This window comes from Candidatus Enterococcus huntleyi, assembly GCF_009933175.1.
Lineage (GTDB): Bacteria > Bacillota > Bacilli > Lactobacillales > Enterococcaceae > Enterococcus_K > Enterococcus_K huntleyi.
Genome location: NZ_MAEJ01000002.1, coordinates 1 through 16,499, shown reverse-complemented (window position 1 = coordinate 16,499; position 16,499 = coordinate 1). Strand labels below are relative to the sequence as shown.

At 33.0% G+C, this 16,499-nt stretch carries 14 protein-coding genes; 13 read left to right on the top strand and 1 reads right to left on the bottom strand.

Features of this window, described 5'->3' with window-relative positions; all coding sequences use genetic code 11:
- The first annotated feature begins 244 nt into the window (after nt 1-244).
- The 13 genes from BAU15_RS03120 to BAU15_RS03060 all read left to right on the top strand — a co-directional run bounded on the left by BAU15_RS03120 (nt 245) and on the right by BAU15_RS03060 (nt 15,201).
- A complete protein-coding gene (locus BAU15_RS03120; protein WP_161841311.1) occupies nt 245-652 on the top strand; it encodes a hypothetical protein in 408 nt (135 codons plus the stop codon).
- Between the two features lie 269 nt (nt 653-921).
- Complete coding sequence (locus BAU15_RS03115; RefSeq protein ID WP_161841310.1) at nt 922-1,503, top strand: recombinase family protein; 582 nt, start codon at nt 922-924, stop codon at nt 1,501-1,503.
- An 834-nt stretch (nt 1,504-2,337) separates the two neighbouring features.
- Nucleotides 2,338-4,146 carry a polysaccharide biosynthesis protein gene (locus tag BAU15_RS03110; protein WP_161841309.1) on the top strand — a complete coding sequence of 603 codons (1,809 nt, stop codon included), beginning with the start codon at nt 2,338-2,340 and terminating at the stop codon, nt 4,144-4,146.
- A gap of 13 nt (nt 4,147-4,159) precedes the next feature.
- Nucleotides 4,160-5,356 (top strand): DegT/DnrJ/EryC1/StrS family aminotransferase, encoded by a 1,197-nt coding sequence (locus BAU15_RS03105; protein WP_161841308.1) that lies wholly within the window; start codon nt 4,160-4,162, stop codon nt 5,354-5,356.
- A 10-nt stretch (nt 5,357-5,366) separates the two neighbouring features.
- The gene (locus tag BAU15_RS03100) at nt 5,367-6,062 is read left to right on the top strand and encodes a sugar transferase (RefSeq protein WP_161841307.1); all 696 of its coding nucleotides are present in this window, start codon (nt 5,367-5,369) and stop codon (nt 6,060-6,062) included.
- Nucleotides 6,063-7,058 carry a glycosyltransferase family 2 protein gene (locus BAU15_RS03095; RefSeq protein WP_161841306.1) on the top strand — a complete coding sequence of 332 codons (996 nt, stop codon included), beginning with the start codon at nt 6,063-6,065 and terminating at the stop codon, nt 7,056-7,058.
- Nucleotides 7,059-7,105: 47 nt separating this feature from the next.
- Entirely contained in the window at nt 7,106-7,717 is a 612-nt protein-coding gene (locus tag BAU15_RS03090; RefSeq protein ID WP_161841305.1) for a GNAT family N-acetyltransferase, read from the top strand.
- Between the two features lie 17 nt (nt 7,718-7,734).
- The gene (locus tag BAU15_RS03085; protein WP_161841304.1) at nt 7,735-8,838 is read left to right on the top strand and encodes a glycosyltransferase family 1 protein; all 1,104 of its coding nucleotides are present in this window, start codon (nt 7,735-7,737) and stop codon (nt 8,836-8,838) included.
- Nucleotides 8,839-8,852: 14 nt separating this feature from the next.
- Nucleotides 8,853-9,920 (top strand): EpsG family protein, encoded by a 1,068-nt coding sequence (locus BAU15_RS03080; RefSeq protein ID WP_161841303.1) that lies wholly within the window; start codon nt 8,853-8,855, stop codon nt 9,918-9,920.
- A 10-nt stretch (nt 9,921-9,930) separates the two neighbouring features.
- Complete coding sequence (locus BAU15_RS03075) at nt 9,931-10,929, top strand: polysaccharide pyruvyl transferase family protein (protein WP_161841302.1); 999 nt, start codon at nt 9,931-9,933, stop codon at nt 10,927-10,929.
- The gene (locus BAU15_RS03070; RefSeq protein ID WP_161841301.1) at nt 10,922-12,322 is read left to right on the top strand and encodes an oligosaccharide flippase family protein; all 1,401 of its coding nucleotides are present in this window, start codon (nt 10,922-10,924) and stop codon (nt 12,320-12,322) included. Before BAU15_RS03075 ends, BAU15_RS03070 begins: the two co-directional genes overlap by 8 nt.
- Before the next feature lie 29 nt (nt 12,323-12,351).
- Nucleotides 12,352-13,224, top strand: a complete 873-nt coding sequence (gene galU / locus BAU15_RS03065) for a UTP--glucose-1-phosphate uridylyltransferase GalU (RefSeq protein WP_161841300.1) — start codon at nt 12,352-12,354, stop codon at nt 13,222-13,224.
- Between the two features lie 201 nt (nt 13,225-13,425).
- Nucleotides 13,426-15,201 carry a DNA-binding protein gene (locus BAU15_RS03060; RefSeq protein WP_161841299.1) on the top strand — a complete coding sequence of 592 codons (1,776 nt, stop codon included), beginning with the start codon at nt 13,426-13,428 and terminating at the stop codon, nt 15,199-15,201.
- A gap of 284 nt (nt 15,202-15,485) precedes the next feature.
- Here the strand turns inward: BAU15_RS03060 and BAU15_RS03055 are convergent, their stop codons facing one another.
- The gene (locus BAU15_RS03055) at nt 15,486-16,442 is read right to left on the bottom strand and encodes an acyltransferase family protein (RefSeq protein ID WP_161841298.1); all 957 of its coding nucleotides are present in this window, start codon (nt 16,440-16,442) and stop codon (nt 15,486-15,488) included.
- Between the last annotated feature and the right edge of the window lie 57 nt (nt 16,443-16,499).

Below are 16,499 nucleotides of genomic sequence, written 5' to 3'. Positions count from 1 at the left end.
CTAGTGCCCATTCGCACAGTTTGATTTTTTTCAGAAAGAATCAAAAGGAAGTGAAAATAGAATGATACGGGGAATACAAATAATTGAATAACATATTTTGATAGTGAATATCATTAGTTATCGAAAACGAAAGTAAAAGTACGGATGCTTTTTTATAAAGTTATAGAAAATCATAAAATAACGTTTAGTACTTAAAGATTGTTTGGTATAATCGGGATAGAAACTAGAATAAAGGGGAAATTGTATGAAGAAAGCATGGCTAGTAGTTTTAGGATTACTCGTGACTGTGACCTTGGTAGGTTGTGGTTCTAAAGAGGATAATAAGGACAAAGAATTACAAGAAGTTGCGAAAGTTACTTATCAATTTGTAAAAGAAAAGGCTGAGAAACAAGGAGCTGAAACCCCACGCTTTGTCGAAGATGAATCGAATGCGACTATTTATGAAGATAAAGAATCAGATTTATATTACATATTATTAGAGAAAATGGAAAAAGAAAATCGGACCGAAAAAGTCGGCTACCGATTGTATAAGGTGGAGAAAAACGAAGATGGCAAGTATACATCAAAAGATGTGGAAGAAACCGAACGCCACGCAGCCAAATTGGATTCGTTAAAGAAAGTCTATGAAATGAAGAACGTGGAATTACAATAAGAAGAATAAAAATCTGGTGAACAGTCGGAATGGCTGTTACTGTGGTTGATGAAGACAATCTTTTCTGAGGGAGAGGTTGTCTTTTTGTGTTTATAGACTAGAGATGTAGAAAAATGCTTTAAGTCGTTAAGTCCGAGTATTCGATGAGGGTACAGTATAATTTTTCTGTAACAAGCAATGGAAGTAGAGGAATGGGAGGGGATTATCATTTAAAATAGCACTATATATCGAAATCAGCGAAGACTAAATTTATAGGAGGTCAAAAATTGATGAGTAAAACCGTTGCTTATGCTCGGACGAGTACCAACAAGCAAGATTTAGGAATCGATGTACAGTTAGAGGCATTTAAAATCTATGCGCCTGATAGAATCTTTCAGGAACAAGTGTCTGGTCGTAAAGAAGATAGAGAAGAGTTAGCCAAAGCCCTAGGGATTTTGGAGAAAGGCGATACGTTTCTGATTTATCGAATCGATCGATTGAGTCGAAGTGTCCGCCAGCTGATTAACCTGGAGGCAGATTTGCGAGAGAAAAATATACATTTAAAAATAATTCATGAGAATATCGACACATCTACAACGATGGGCAGATTAGTCTTCAATATCCTGGCAACTTTTGCAGAAATGGAAAGTGAAAATGTATCTTTGAGAACGAAGTCTGCCTTACATGAATTAAAGAAAAAGGGTGTAAAGCTTGGAAACAAAGGATTAGAGAAAAAAACCAATGCGAAGATTATCGAACTGTATGAAAATAGTTCGATGACGCAAAAACAAATAGCAGAGGCTTGTCGCGTCTGCACAAAAACTGTATACAACGTAGCGAAACGGAATAAATTAATAAGAAAATCTCTATAGAACCTTTGTCAATCTAGGTAAATGTGATAGAATTATGTATCGTCGTTATTATGAAACAAACGAACGTTAAGAACCACAACAAGAAACTGATCTAAAAGGATGTCTGAATCCCTCTAAATCAGCTTTTGTTAATGCGTTATTTTTCGTGATTTCAATATGTATTTAACGTTCGTTTGTTTCGTGAAATCTATGGAAGAAAGAAGGGGTAGGATGTTCAGCAATCGTTACCTCATGTTTGGGCAGCGTAAAGTCTGTCAGAATAGGCCTCATTTGAGCGGTTAAATCAATAACGAAAGTCATTTATCAATAGATGATTTTGGGATTGTAACAACGAAGAAAAACTATGAGAAACAGATGATATTTTTCGGAAAACAAATTTGTAGTAAATAATTCAAGGTAATAATCTGAATTACTCAAAAAAATTGACTATCCTCACGATTGTTTTGGCAATATTTAATAGGAAAATACAATTTCCAAAAAAATATTGCATTATTTGAAAAATAATTTGATTATAATACATAGAAAACAAGGAATTAGACGTTTTTTTTGTCATATTTATATGATAGAATATCTAAAGGGTCTGTCCAGTTTCTGGTATTTGACTACTAGTTGGGGAAATAGTTCAATAGTTGGAATGATAGACAGAATAATAACGTAGGTTTTTTATTAGAATAAAAAAAGAGATATAATAGAATGAGCAAACAGCTGCGAACGTGCGTACAAAATTAGCTGGTTGCGAATATAAATAGGTTAAATAAATGAGTAGATCTACTGAACTTAATGCCAGAAATTTAAGTCATGATAGACGTTATAAGGAAGAGGTAATAGAGCGCTATGAGTAGAAAAGGGAAAATTTTTATTTTGGTTGGGGTAGATACAATTTTAACATTCGTAGGAAGCTTGGCAGCTTTTTACTTTTTGAAGCCATACGTGTCAGTATCTTTTAACTTCTTAAATTGGGAAGTCATACTGTCAATAGGGCTTTATTTGTTTTTTGGGTACGTTTTCAATGTGTTTAACAGAATTAATCGCTATACAAACTTGCGAGAAATTATTGCTATTACGCTAGCAACCGCTCTTTCTGCGGTTGTTCAGGTGGGAATATTTGAATTTATGGATGGTGATTATAGTCGTCACTTTGTATTTTTCTCCTTCTTAGTGAGTTTAGTTGGAATTATTGCCAGTCGACTGGCTTGGCGATTGTTAGTAGAACAAAAAATTCATAAAGAATCCTTGCGACCTGATGCTAAACGAACATTAATTGTGGGGGCTGGTGAAGGTGGACGAATCTTGCTCAATAGCCTTAGCGGTTCGAAAACGAGCGGAGACATTATGGTAGTTGGTTTCATTGACGACAATGTGGATCGTTATCATACGTATTTATCGAATAAAAAAGTTTTAGGAGCTACGAAAGATTTACCTGCTTTAGTAAAAGAGTACGATATTGAGATGGTAACAATTGCTATTCCTTCATTAGAGCCGGAGGGTATTCAACGAATTCTGGATATCTTGGAACCTCTGCATGTTAAAATTAATTCTATGCCTGCCATTGAAGAAATGGCTTTTGGGGACATTACTGTTTCGAAGTTAAAAGAAATTGACGTGATTGATCTTCTTGGAAGAGAAGAAGTTCAGCTAGATATGGCTACAATCAAGGATCAACTCGCTAATCAAACAATTTTAGTGACGGGTGCTGGTGGCTCAATTGGTTCAGAAATCTCTCGACAAGTGATGCGATTTAATCCGAAAAAACTAATTCTATTAGGTCATGGAGAAAATTCGATTTACTTGATTGAAAAAGAGTTGAAGACAAAATATCGCGATAAATTGAGCTGTATTATTCCGGTTATCGCTGACGTTCAAGATCGCGAAAAGATGATGGAAGTCATGCAGGAACATCAGCCAGATATCGTCTACCATGCTGCGGCACATAAACATGTTCCTTTAATGGAAGCTAATCCTTATGAAGCAGTAAAAAATAATGTCTATGGGACAAAAAATGTTGCAGAAGCAGCTAAAGCGAATAATGTAAAGAATTTTGTTATGATTTCGACAGATAAAGCCGTTAATCCACCAAATGTCATGGGCTCAACAAAACGAATTGCTGAAATGATTGTAATGGGATTGAATGAACCAGGTAAAACCAAATTTTCTGCTGTCCGCTTTGGGAATGTTCTAGGGTCTCGTGGTAGTGTTATTCCAGTCTTTAAAGAACAAATACAAAAAGGTGGTCCAATCACTGTGACTGATTTTCGGATGACTCGCTACTTTATGACAATTCCAGAAGCAAGTCGATTAGTAATCCAATCAGGCGCTTTAGCTAGAGGTGGCGAAATCTTTATCCTTGATATGGGCGAGCCAGTTAAAATTGTTGATTTAGCCAAAAATATGATCAAGCTTAGTGGCTATACAGAAAAGGATATCCCAATCGTTGAATCTGGTATTAGACCTGGCGAAAAATTATATGAAGAATTGTTGGTCAGTAAAGAAGTTAATCCGAAACAAGTTTTCGAAAAAATCTTTATTGGCAATGTGAAAGGCTTCTCGTTAGAAAAAGTTATGACCTTTGTTGAAGAATTACCAGAGGATAAAAAATTATTAGCAGAAGAACTAGTACGTTTTGCAAATGAATCAAGTAAGTAAAGGAGAATATATAATGAAAAGTATTCCATTTTCACCACCTGATATGAGTGATAAAGAAGTAGCTAATGTAATGGAAGTTTTAAAAAGTGGATGGTTGACTACAGGCCCAAAAACTAAACAATTTGAAAAAGAAATTGCGACGTATTGTCGTACAGAACGAGCTGTTTGTCTAAACTCAGCAACAGCATGCATGGAGTCTACATTGAGACTTCTTGGTATTGGAGAAGGGGATGAAGTCATTACGTCTGCATACACATATACTGCATCAGCTAGTGTTATCGAGCATGTGGGTGCTAAGATTGTATTGGTTGATACAGCTCCTAACTCTTTCGAGATGGATTATACAAAGTTGGAAAATGCAATTACAGAGAAAACTAAGGCCATAATTCCTGTAGATTTAGCTGGCATTATGTGTGATTATGAAAAAATATTTGAAATTGTGAATAGAAATAAAAAAATATTTAAATCTAAAAATGAGATTCAAAATATCTATAATAGAATTGTTGTTATTGCAGATGCAGCTCATTCATTTGGTGCAAAACAGAAAGATAAAATGAGTGGTGAGGTTGCTGACTTCACTTGTTTTTCATTTCACGCAGTTAAAAATTTAACGACCGTCGAGGGTGGGGCAGTTACTTGGACACACAAAGATGGTCTGGATGATGAGGAAGTTTATCGGAATTTTATGTTGCTGTCTTTACATGGGCAATCTAAAGATGCGTTAGCTAAGAGTGCGCTGGGATCTTGGGAATATGATATTCAAATTTTAGGGTATAAATGCAATATGACGGATCTTCAGGCGACGATTGGTTTGGCTCAGCTAGATAGGTATAATAAATTACTTTCTAGAAGAAAAGAAATAATCAATTTTTATAATGAAAATTTGGATAATCAGCTTATCGCACATTTGCCGCACTATACATCTAATAGTGTTTCAAGTGGACATTTATATATGGTGAATTTGAAGGGGAAAACTTTAAGTCAAAGAAATCAATTTATAGAAAAAATGGCCAAATCTGGTATTGCTTGTAATGTCCATTACAAGCCATTACCAATGCTTACTGCATATAAAAATATTGGTTTTAGCATTGAAGAATACCCTAATGCGTATCAAATGTTTAGCAATGAAGTCACATTGCCTTTGCATACTCTATTGTCACAAGAAGACTTAGAGTATATAGTAGAATTTGCTAATAAGTATGTGAAATAGGAGAGAATAAATGTTATCGAAGTGGAACAAGCTCCCGAAAGAAATGAAGAATAAAGAAATCGAATATTACTATAATAAATTGAATAAAAAGCGTAGTAGTCTATTTTTGAAACGCCTGTTTGATTTTATAGTAGCTTCGCTTATGCTAATAGTACTGGTTGTTCCACTAATCGTTATTGCTATACTAATAAAATTAGATAGTCGAGGTACAGTGTTTTATAAGCAGATTCGAGTAACAAAAAATAAGATTGAGTTTGGAATATATAAATTCCGTACTATGGTTGCTAATGCAGATAAAAAAGGGTCGTTAGTGACGATTGATAACGATGTTAGAATCACGAAAATTGGAGCAATTTTAAGGAAATATCGTATTGATGAAATCCCTCAATTAATTAACATAGTAAAAGGTGAAATGACTTTTGTCGGTGCAAGACCAGAAGTACCTCACTATGTGTCTGAATACACGAATGAAATGGATGCTACATTCTTATTACCTGCGGGAGTTACTTCATTAGCGAGTATAAAATATAAAGATGAACAAAAGATACTTTCAGATGTTCAAAATATTGATGAAGTATATGTTGATGAAATATTACCTAAAAAAATGGCATATAATTTAAATTATTTAGAGAAATATAGTTTTTTAAATGATTTAAAGATAATGATTAGTACGTTGATTGCAGTGACAAATAAGGAGGTTGAATAAATGTTAGTATCATTATGTGTAGTTGCTTATAATGAAGAAAATACGATTCAATCTTTGTTTGAGGATATTAAAATGCAAACATACTTACACAAAAATATTCAGATAGTTTTGGTGGATGGCAACTCTGAAGACAGAACTAGGGAAATGATGGATAAATTTAGTGAAAGTCACGATTTTTATGGAGTTAAAGTGATTGGAAATCCTAAGAGAAAGCAAGCTTCTGGATGGAATAAAGCAATTACGAACGCTGATGGTGATGTAATTATTCGAGTTGATGCCCACGCATCAATTCCACCTACATTCATTCAAAAAAATATAGATATAATAGAATCAGGAGAAATGATTTCCGGTGGGAAGAGACCAAATATACTAGTAAACTCGACAGACTGGACAAACACATTGCTGATGGCAGAGTCGTCGATGTTTGGAAGTAGCTTTGCTCCATACAGAAAAAGTGAAAAGAAAAAATATGTAAACTCGATGTTTCATGCGGCATATAAAAAAGAGGTTTTTGAAACAGCTGGACTATTCAATGAAGATTTAGGAAGAACAGAAGATAATGAGTTGCATTATCGTATGAGAAAAGCAGGCTATAACTTTTGCTATAGTCCGGAAATTATTTCTTATCAACATGTTCGTAGCACCTTGAGAAAAATGATTCAACAAAAATTTTCAAATGGATACTGGATTGGACGGACAGCATTTATTTGTCCACGATGCCTTTCGATGTATCATTTTGTGCCATTAATTTTTTTCTTAGCAATCGTGTTGAGTATACTTGCTGTAATTAAAAGTACAACATTCCTGATACTGTTACTATCTTTATACTTTATAGTGGCTGTATTAATGAGTATCACATCCATAATTACGGAGAAAAAATTCACTATTGAAATGTGTTTATTGCCACTTCTCTTTTTTTTATTACATTTTTCATATGGTATAGGAACGTTTATCGGAATTATAACATATCCGTTTAATCGTAAAGTGAGCAGTTGAAAATTAAATTTACTGTGTAATTTGTAAAGGAAGGAAGAATATATCTCATGGAAGACCAAGTATATATTTGCTCTGTTACAGAATCGGATCTGGATGAAATTGTAAAACTTCATTGTGAACTTTTCGATAACTATTTTTTGAAAAATTTAGGCCACAAACTGATTTATAAATATTATCTAGCATATTATAAAGATGAGGGAACTATTTTCTTAAAAGCATCGCAATCAAATAAAATTGTTGGTTTTGTTTTAACTACATCAAATTATTCAGAAATAATTCACCGATTTTATCGTGATCATGTACTAGAGTTAGCAATGAAAATAATTTGGGAAACATTAAAGTTAAATAAAATAATTTTCTTAGGATTGAAAAGCCGCATAATAAATATGTTCAGTTCATCCAATAAACAAAATGAAGAAGTGAAAGAAGAAGAAGATTGTTTATTATCAATAGCAGTGAAAAAGGAATTGAGAGGGAAATCTGTAGCGAAATTGCTAGTAGATAATGTCGAAGAAGTGCTATTGTCAAAAGATGTGAGAGCGTATAGTCTATCTGTAAAAAAAGATAATCCTAGAGCCAAACATTTCTACGAGAAACTTGGATTTAAGAAAATTGGTGGAAAAGGAGAGTTAGAGTACTATACTAAGCAATTGCTTTAAGATGAAAAGGAGAAATAATGTTTCCATTAAGAGTATTACAACTACCAAATACATTGAATAAAAAAAGCGGTGTAATGAGTGTTGTTATGAATTTTTATAAAAATATTGATAGAGAGAAAATCCAATTTGATTTTTTGTGTTTCGATGTTGAAGAAGAAAATTATGCACAGGAAATCACTGAATTAGGTGGGAAAATTTATTATATCGATTCAAAGTATCAAAAAAATCCGTTTAAGATGAAAAAAGAAATAATGAACTTTTTGAAAAAACATAATTATTCAATTATTCATTATCACGCTACCTCGATATGGAAAGTAGCTTTGAAAGTAAGTATAGAATTGGGTATTAAAAATAGAATAGCCCACAGCCACGCAACTACCTATTCAGAAAGCAGGATTGGCGCATTTCGAAATAAAATTTTATCTCGAAACCTTGTTAAGGAAGCTAATTATTACTTAGCCTGCTCAACTGAGGCGGGTGAATTATTATTTAAACAAAGGAAGGTAAAATTACTACATAATGCAATTGATGTAGAACGATTTTCTTATGATTCTGCTAAAAGAAAAGAATATCGCAAATTGTTAGGTTTAGAAGGGCAATATGTAATCGGTCACGTTGGACGATTTTCTGAACAAAAGAATCATGATTATCTAATAGATTTATTTTCTGAATATCATAAAAATAATGGAGACTCTAAATTGCTACTTGTCGGAAATGGTCCCTTGCAAAAAGAAATTGAAGGGAAAATTAGGTCGTTAAATTTAAATTCAGTAGTGAAAGTCGTAGGATTTAACAGTGAAGTGGAAAATTATTACCAAGCCATGGATTTATTTGTAATGCCCTCTTTGTACGAAGGATTACCTGTAGCAGGAATTGAGGCACAGGCTTCGGGATTGCCATGTTTATTTAGCCAAACAATTAGTAAAGAAGTTTCTCTTTGTGAAGATGTTGCTTTTTTTGATATTACGAAAGAGGTAAGCAAAAATACGGTTTTGATAGATAGAATGAAGAAGCGGGTAATAAGAGAAAAAATGAGCGATATTGTTAGGGAAAAGAACTATGATATTAAAAGTGAAGCAAAGGAACTACAAGATCTTTATTTATCAATGGATTATGAATAGGAGGATACTATCGAGTGGGATTATATATTATGTTATTTATATATTTATTAGTATTATATCTAATAAATATTACTTTGTTTCCAAAGAAAAATTGTAGCTTGCTAGCTATTCTTCCATTTTTTATATTATCCGCTTTTAGAGATAGTTCAATCGGGAATGACACGATGTCATATCTTGCTATTTTTGATAGGGTTAAGTTAAGCCAGATTGATTTTCAAAATACAAACTTTGAAGCTGGATATATGAAGCTAAATCAAATAGTTGCCTTCTTTTTTTCTGATTTACAATCGATTTTAATAGTTACATCTATCTTAATCTATCTAGGATATTATTTCTTTATAAGAAAATACTCTGTATCACCGATTTTTAGTGTTGTTCTCTTTATTTCTTTAGGTTATTTTAGTAATTCGCTAAATATACTTCGCCAACAGATTGCTTTAAGTATAATATTTGTAGCATGGTATTACTTAAACAAGAGTAAAACTATTCTTCCAATTTGTTTAATTCTTTTAGCGACGCTGTTTCATAATACTGCGTTAATTTTTATCTTAGCTATTTTATTAAGAAAAGTGAAAGTAAATAAATTAAGTCTAAGTGTTTTATTTGCTACAATATTTATTGGGTATTTTGCCTATGCACCATTTTTAAGAATATTTATAAGAATATTTCCAATATACAATAGTTATTTGGGAAGCATCTATATGAGTGGGGAAATCCGAATGGCTTCAGTCATGAATGCAGTGATATTACTATTAATCCTACTTCTTGGCTTAATCTTTAAACCTGATAAAGATTCAGAAGAGTTTTCATACCAGTTATGGAATACTTGGACTATATATATAATGGTGAGCATTGGTTTGACTGTGTTATCTTTTAACTTTAACTTGATTGCTCGAGCGGCTGAATACTTCAGCGTGTTCTCCATAGTTTATATTCCTATTTTATTTAAGAGTATAAAAAATAAAAATTTAAAAATATTAATGAGCTTTTCTGTAATTGTATTTGCCATTATATTTTTCTTCTTCATTCAAGTATACAAACCTGAATGGAATGTAATATATCCATATAAATTTTATAGATAGGAATGATAATATGAAAAACATTGTTATATTTGACACATCAATTGCTTCACTAAACATGGGTGACGAAATAATTGTCCGTTCTACAAAAAGAAATATGAAGGATTTATTTTCAAAAAATTACTGTATGACGTTTCCAACACATACACCGACATATTATAAATTTCAAAACTTATATGCAAAAGAATATATTGAAACATATTCAAAAGCTGATTTGAAATTTGTTTGTGGCTCAAATTTATTGTTTAAAAATATGCTACGTCCGATGCCTGTATGGAATATCAATTTGTTTAATACAAAAGTAGCAAATGCCTCAATTTTATTAGGTGTTGGTAGTGGAGAAAATGGGAAGAAAATCAATTTCTATACAAAGAGCTTGTATAAAAAATTACTAAATAAAAATTATATTCATAGTGTGAGAGATGAAAAAACAAAGATCATGGTTGAAAGTCTAGGATACCGTGCTATTAATACTGGGTGCCCAACGCTTTGGAGTTTGGATGAAGAACACTGTAAAAAAATTCCTACTAAGAAATCAGATAGTGTGATTTTCACTTTAACTCATTATGAATACGCTAAGAATGTTGAAAAAGATTCATTAATGATTGACATCCTAAAAAGAAACTACAATAATGTATATTTTTGGCCTCAGTGTGTAGCAGACTATGATTATTTAGTTGAGCTAGGTCAAGAAAAAGGAGTTACAGTGGTAACTCCAAATTTGGATAGTTATGAGTCTATTTTACAAAATGATATGGACTATGTAGGTTCGCGTTTGCATGGGGGGATTTTTGCTATTCAGAATTATAAACGTGCGATTATATTAGCGATTGATAATCGTGCAAGAGAGATAAAGAAAACTAATCACATTCCTTGTATTGAACGTGATGAGTTGGACGTAAAATTAGAAGATATGATTAAATCAGATTTTGCAACAGAGATTTATTTAGATAAGGATAAAATTAATACATGGAAAAACCAATTTATTGAAAGTACTATGGCGTATGAATAAATATAAAAAATTGTTAAATAACTCAATTGTTTTTGCAATTGGGAATTTGGGAACTAAGCTAATTGCGATATTATTAGTGCCACTGTATACATTTTATCTAACGCCTGACGAATATGGTATAACTGATTTAATTACAACCACGACTAATTTAATGTTACCTATTGTATCACTAAGTATTTTTGATGCTGTATTAAGATTTGTGATGGATAAAGATGAAGATAAAGAGTCAGTATTAACAAATGGCATATTAGTTTCTGTGATTGGAACAGTTATTTCGATAGGTATATATCCAATCATGTTTTCTTTTATAAAAGATCATCAACTGGTCATCTGTCTATATGTGTTACTCTTTTTTCAAATTTTTTTCACTATCTTTTCTCAGTTTGCTAGAGGCATTGGAAAAGTTAAAGTATTCGCTGTGTCTGGGATTCTAGTCGCATTTTTTCTATTCTTGTGTAATCTATTTTTTATTGTATATCTCGGATTAGGAATCCTAGGTTATATATTATCTATGATTTTTTCTACTGCAGTAGGGATAGTATATTTATTAATCTCGATTAACCTATTTTCTTATGTAAAGTTAGATAAAATTAATAAAGAATTGATTAAAAGAATGTTAATGTATAGCATGCCATTGATTCCAAATGCATTAATGTGGTGGATTACAAATGCATCAGGACGTTTTTTTATCTTATACTATTTAGGGTTATCTGCGAATGGGCTATACGCTGTGGCTAATAAATTTCCAAGTCTACTTTCTATTTTGTATTCTATCTTTTCTCAAGCCTGGCAGTTATCTGCCATCGAGGAATTTGATTCAGAAGAGAGCAACACTTTTTATTCAACTATTTTTAATTTATTTACTTTTGTAATGTTTACAGGTGCTTCTCTTTTCTTAATTTTATTGAAGCCATTGTTGACAATAGTAGTTGAATCAAATTATTATGTTACTTGGCAGTATATACCGTATTTACTTTTAGGAGTTATCTTTTCTAGTTTCTCTTCGTTTATTGCTGCAAATTATATAGCCGCAAAACAAACAAAAGGTGTGTTTACAACGTCAATTTACGGTGCTGTTATAAATGTAGTAGGTAATTTTATTTTGATTCCTTTATTAGGCTTAACAGGTGCTTCTCTGTCTCTTTTAATCAGTTTTTTTGTTACTTGGATAATCCGAGTTTACGATACAAGAAAATTTGTCAATCTTCAACTTAATAAATTAAATATCTTTTTAAATCTGATATGTCTATCTGTGCAGATTTTTGTATTAAACTTGCGACTGAGTCTAGGATATGAAATGCTTATTAATTTAATTGTATTTTTGGTTATTTGTATTGTAAATAGAGTCTATTTTAAAACGTTTTTTCATAAGATAAGCCTGAAAAAAAGATAAAAAGAATATAGGTATAAGGAGTCTACATCATGAGAAAAGTACGTAAAGCGGTTATTCCGGCTGCGGGCTTAGGTACGCGTTTTTTACCAGCTACTAAAGCAATTGCCAAGGAAATGTTACCGATTGTTGATAAACCAACGATTCAATTTATCGTTGAGGAAGCATTAGCATCAGGAATTGAAGATATTCTGATTGTTACAGGTAAGGGCAAACGCCCAATCGAAGATCATTTTGATTCGAATGTTGAATTGGAAACTAATCTTCGTGAGAAAGAAAAAACAGAGTTATTGAAACTTGTTGAAGAAACAACGGATGTAAATCTCCATTTCATTCGTCAATCGCATCCTAAAGGATTAGGACATGCGGTTTTACAGGCAAAAGCTTTTGTCGGTAATGAGCCGTTTGTTGTCATGCTTGGTGATGATTTAATGGAGGATGAAATTCCATTAACGCAACAACTAATTGATAATTACCAAACAACTGGTTCATCGACGTTGGCGGTTATGACTGTTCCTCATGAGGAAACATCGCGTTATGGGATCATCAATCCTGAATCTGAAATTTCAAAAGGCTTATATAACGTTTCTAGTTTCGTTGAAAAACCAGATCCAAAAGATGCACCAAGTGATCTAGCGATTATTGGGCGCTATCTGTTAAAACCTGAGATTTTTGAGATTTTAGAAAACCAAGCGCCTGGAGCTGGTGGCGAGATTCAATTAACTGATGCAATCAACACTTTAAATAATACACAACGTGTATTTGCGCATGAATTTAAAGGCAAACGTTACGATGTGGGAGACAAATTAGGCTTTGTGAAAACAAACATTGAATTTGGCTTAAAACATCCAGAGATTGCTGGAGAATTAAAAACTTATTTAAAAGATTTAGCAAAAGACTTATAAACAAAAAAACAACTAACGATAAGCGCTGAAACAAGAAGAGAAAAGTCAATCATTGGCTTTTCTCTTCTAAGCCCTCAGACCGATTTTTTGTTAGGGATATTGTAAGTGGTATAGCTATCACTTATAATGAATGTAATCACAAGTGATGCTTCTGCCTTTGGTGGGAGCATTTTGTTGTCTCAAATGAAGGAGGAGAAAAGAATGTTTGTAGATTATATAGGGTTAACGTTATATTTTGGGATTGGGATTATCGTTTCAAATGCGATTAGTTTACTTGCGACAAAAGGAAATAAATGGAAGAGCACGATGGGGCTATTGACTTTTGAATTGATCGTTCTAGTGGCGTTTCTGTATGTTATGTTACCGAGTAAGGCGCTTTCTTCGGTCTTATGGATTAATTTGATTGGCGCAGCTATTGCAGCTGGACTGCTGGTCACAGGGAATTCGGTTAGTATGACAACGGGGAAATTTATACACCCTGAGCGCAAAGAGGTGGGTCAATCGAAAGGCAAGACGTCTAATTGGCCTGGACGTGTATTGGGCTTGAGTATCGTAGGAATGGTGGTATTATTTGCTGTCAGCTCGATTACACAATTGACGTCAATTGATGAAGTATATAACACGATTCCTTTGAAAACTGAGGAAAAATCTGAGGTCTTGACTTCAACAAAAGAAACACCGATTGCGATTGCACCTGAGACAGCGAAGCGTAAAATGCTTCAAAAGTTCTCTGTGATTCCTAACTCGAATATGTTTACACTCGATGGGATTACGGCTCAAGTCGTTAATGGTGAATATGTTTATGTAGCAACTGTTGAATTTAATGGATTCTTCAAATGGATGAAGTTGGGTGAGGTGCCAGGGTACTTCATCATTAGCGCGACTGACATTAATGCACAACCTGAATTTGTTGAAAAACCGTTAATTTACACGCCGTCTGCTTATTTCGGTAAAGATGCGGCACGTAAAATTTATGCAGCATTCCCTGGATTTGCAGCGACTGGGAAAATTAATTTAGAGATTGATGAAGAGGGCAATCCTCAATACGTTCAAACTTTGTACAGAGAGTACGGCGTTTCTGGTCGAATGAACTATAATGAATTCAAAACAGCTGTCTTGAATGCGACAACTGGTGAAGTGAAAGTCTACGACAGTTTGGAAGCTCCAAGCTTTGTTGACGCGCCGATTACTAGTGCGGCAGCGAATAGTATTAATGAATACTTTGGTCGTTATAGCCAAGGTTGGTGGAACCAAACGATGTTTGGTGCGAAGAAAGATGTTAAAGTGCCAACTGAAAATGGGATTTATGCCTCTGGTCAAATCACGCCGATGATGGATAAAGAAGGCGAACAATTACTGTACTTTACCGACTTTACTAGTGGTGATGAAGATCAGGATTCAGCTTTAGGTTATTCATTAATTAATGCTAGAACCGGTCAAGTGACTTACTACCGCGATACGAAAGTTGGGATTATGGATAGTGATGGTGCCATCTCAATCGCTTCAAAAATCTATCCAGAGAAGAAATGGAAAGCTAGCATGCCAGTATTATATAACATTGACGGTGTGCCAACCTGGATTGTTTCTCTAATGGATAGTAAAGGAATCTTCAAGAAATATGTCTATATCAATGCGATCGATAATGATATCGTAGTCGATGCAGATGCGGCTCAGAGCGCGTTAGATGCTTACAGGATTGAACTTGCAACAAAGGGGAGTAACAATACCAACACAGATGCAGGGAACCTTGAGACAATCGAGGGAACCGTTTCGCGTGTAACGCTAGTTGCTGGAGAATCACAGACAGTGGTATCTTTCTTATTAGAAGATAATAAAACAATCTACAGTGTAACCACTAATAATAGTCCGATGTCTCTATTCTTAAAAGAAGGCGATAAAGTCAGCTTCCAAGCAGTCGTTGCTGCCGAAGCAAAAGCTGCTAGCATCGAGAATCTAGTGATTGAAGGCTTAGAATAAACGAGTGTAGTAGAGTTTGTAGATAACTTTTAGTCTGAAAATTTAAAACGAATATATTTAAAAAATATTGTTTTAAAAAAAAATCGACTTATTCGCTATTTCTGCATCGGAAGTTGACAGAAGAAGCGTGTAAGTCGATTACTTATTTATACGTTAAAGGGATTATAAAAAGCAAGGATACTAGAAAGTTTTTAATGAGGAATTTTCTAGTTTTTTTACTTGAATAGCTTTAAATCAAGGTTCTACATCAGAGATTTCTTTGCAACACTAGGGATTAAGTTTAACTATTTACTTTTCATTCCCAAAATTATATTGAGTTTTGGAGTATATTTGTTAATAATTTTTGACACAATAACTGGTAGCCACAGTCCAGTTATAAACATACTAACAAAAATTAAAATATATGGAATTCTACCTAAAAACAAAATTGTTACGAAGGTTTGTGGAAACCACGACAGTAAGTAAATTTGATAAGAATATCCATCAATTCCTTTAAATAAATAAAAATTTAATTGTGTCAAAGATAAACTAAATGACATTAAAACTCCTGTAATAGCAGTAATCAAAGCGAATAATGTATTATCAATTTTTATTGAATTCAATACAATCAACGCTAAAAATAGTATTGCAAAAATCACTCGCATATTAAGTATAGATTTTATACTTGTCCAATAGTACGCTAATAAGCATCCACACCAAAAATATACTAAGTACTCCATTACACCAGATATATTAAAAATTTTGAAGGTACTAGTTGCGCTAAACGTGTTCAATACTACGAAAGCTAATGAGATAATCAATTGCTTCCATTTCGTTTTTATCCCTCTTTCAATTAATGGAGAAATCAAGAAAATAACGAACAGCGTGGGTAAAAACCAAAAGAATATAATTGCATTTTCACTTGGATAAATAAGATTATTCACAAATGAATTTACACTTAATTCAATTGGTCTGTAAGCATATCTAGATAAAATGACTTTTGGGAAAAAGGCAATAGTACTTATTGTAAAGTAAGGTATTAATAATCTAAAAAATTTATTTTTTACAAAGTTTAAATAATCGCCCTTTGTCCCACTGCTATAGATAAATAAAAATCCCGAAATTGCCATAAATAATGGCATGTGGAATGAATAAATCACACTACGAAACCATGCAACCGGCGAGGTAATCCCTTCTGTTGGTAAAGAATGGCCTAATACAACTAAAAATATACCAAAATTTTGTAAAAATGAAAGATTCATCAATTTGTGTTTAATATCATTCACTCCTTAATTATTGAGAGCGTAAAATAGTTTGTG

What these genes read in the sequence shown, in the direction of transcription:
- galU (WP_161841300.1), top strand. Translation starts at nt 12,352, where the DNA reads ATGAGAAAAGTACGTAAAGCGGTTATTCCGGCTGCGGGCTTAGGTACG.
- BAU15_RS03100 (WP_161841307.1), top strand. Translation starts at nt 5,367, where the DNA reads ATGTTATCGAAGTGGAACAAGCTCCCGAAAGAAATGAAGAATAAAGAA.
- BAU15_RS03060 (WP_161841299.1), top strand. Translation starts at nt 13,426, where the DNA reads ATGTTTGTAGATTATATAGGGTTAACGTTATATTTTGGGATTGGGATT.
- BAU15_RS03120 (WP_161841311.1), top strand. Translation starts at nt 245, where the DNA reads ATGAAGAAAGCATGGCTAGTAGTTTTAGGATTACTCGTGACTGTGACC.
- BAU15_RS03055 (WP_161841298.1), bottom strand. Translation starts at nt 16,442, where the DNA reads ATGAATCTTTCATTTTTACAAAATTTTGGTATATTTTTAGTTGTATTA.
- BAU15_RS03085 (WP_161841304.1), top strand. Translation starts at nt 7,735, where the DNA reads ATGTTTCCATTAAGAGTATTACAACTACCAAATACATTGAATAAAAAA.
- BAU15_RS03075 (WP_161841302.1), top strand. Translation starts at nt 9,931, where the DNA reads ATGAAAAACATTGTTATATTTGACACATCAATTGCTTCACTAAACATG.
- BAU15_RS03115 (WP_161841310.1), top strand. Translation starts at nt 922, where the DNA reads ATGAGTAAAACCGTTGCTTATGCTCGGACGAGTACCAACAAGCAAGAT.
- BAU15_RS03090 (WP_161841305.1), top strand. Translation starts at nt 7,106, where the DNA reads ATGGAAGACCAAGTATATATTTGCTCTGTTACAGAATCGGATCTGGAT.
- BAU15_RS03110 (WP_161841309.1), top strand. Translation starts at nt 2,338, where the DNA reads ATGAGTAGAAAAGGGAAAATTTTTATTTTGGTTGGGGTAGATACAATT.
- BAU15_RS03070 (WP_161841301.1), top strand. Translation starts at nt 10,922, where the DNA reads ATGAATAAATATAAAAAATTGTTAAATAACTCAATTGTTTTTGCAATT.
- BAU15_RS03105 (WP_161841308.1), top strand. Translation starts at nt 4,160, where the DNA reads ATGAAAAGTATTCCATTTTCACCACCTGATATGAGTGATAAAGAAGTA.
- BAU15_RS03095 (WP_161841306.1), top strand. Translation starts at nt 6,063, where the DNA reads ATGTTAGTATCATTATGTGTAGTTGCTTATAATGAAGAAAATACGATT.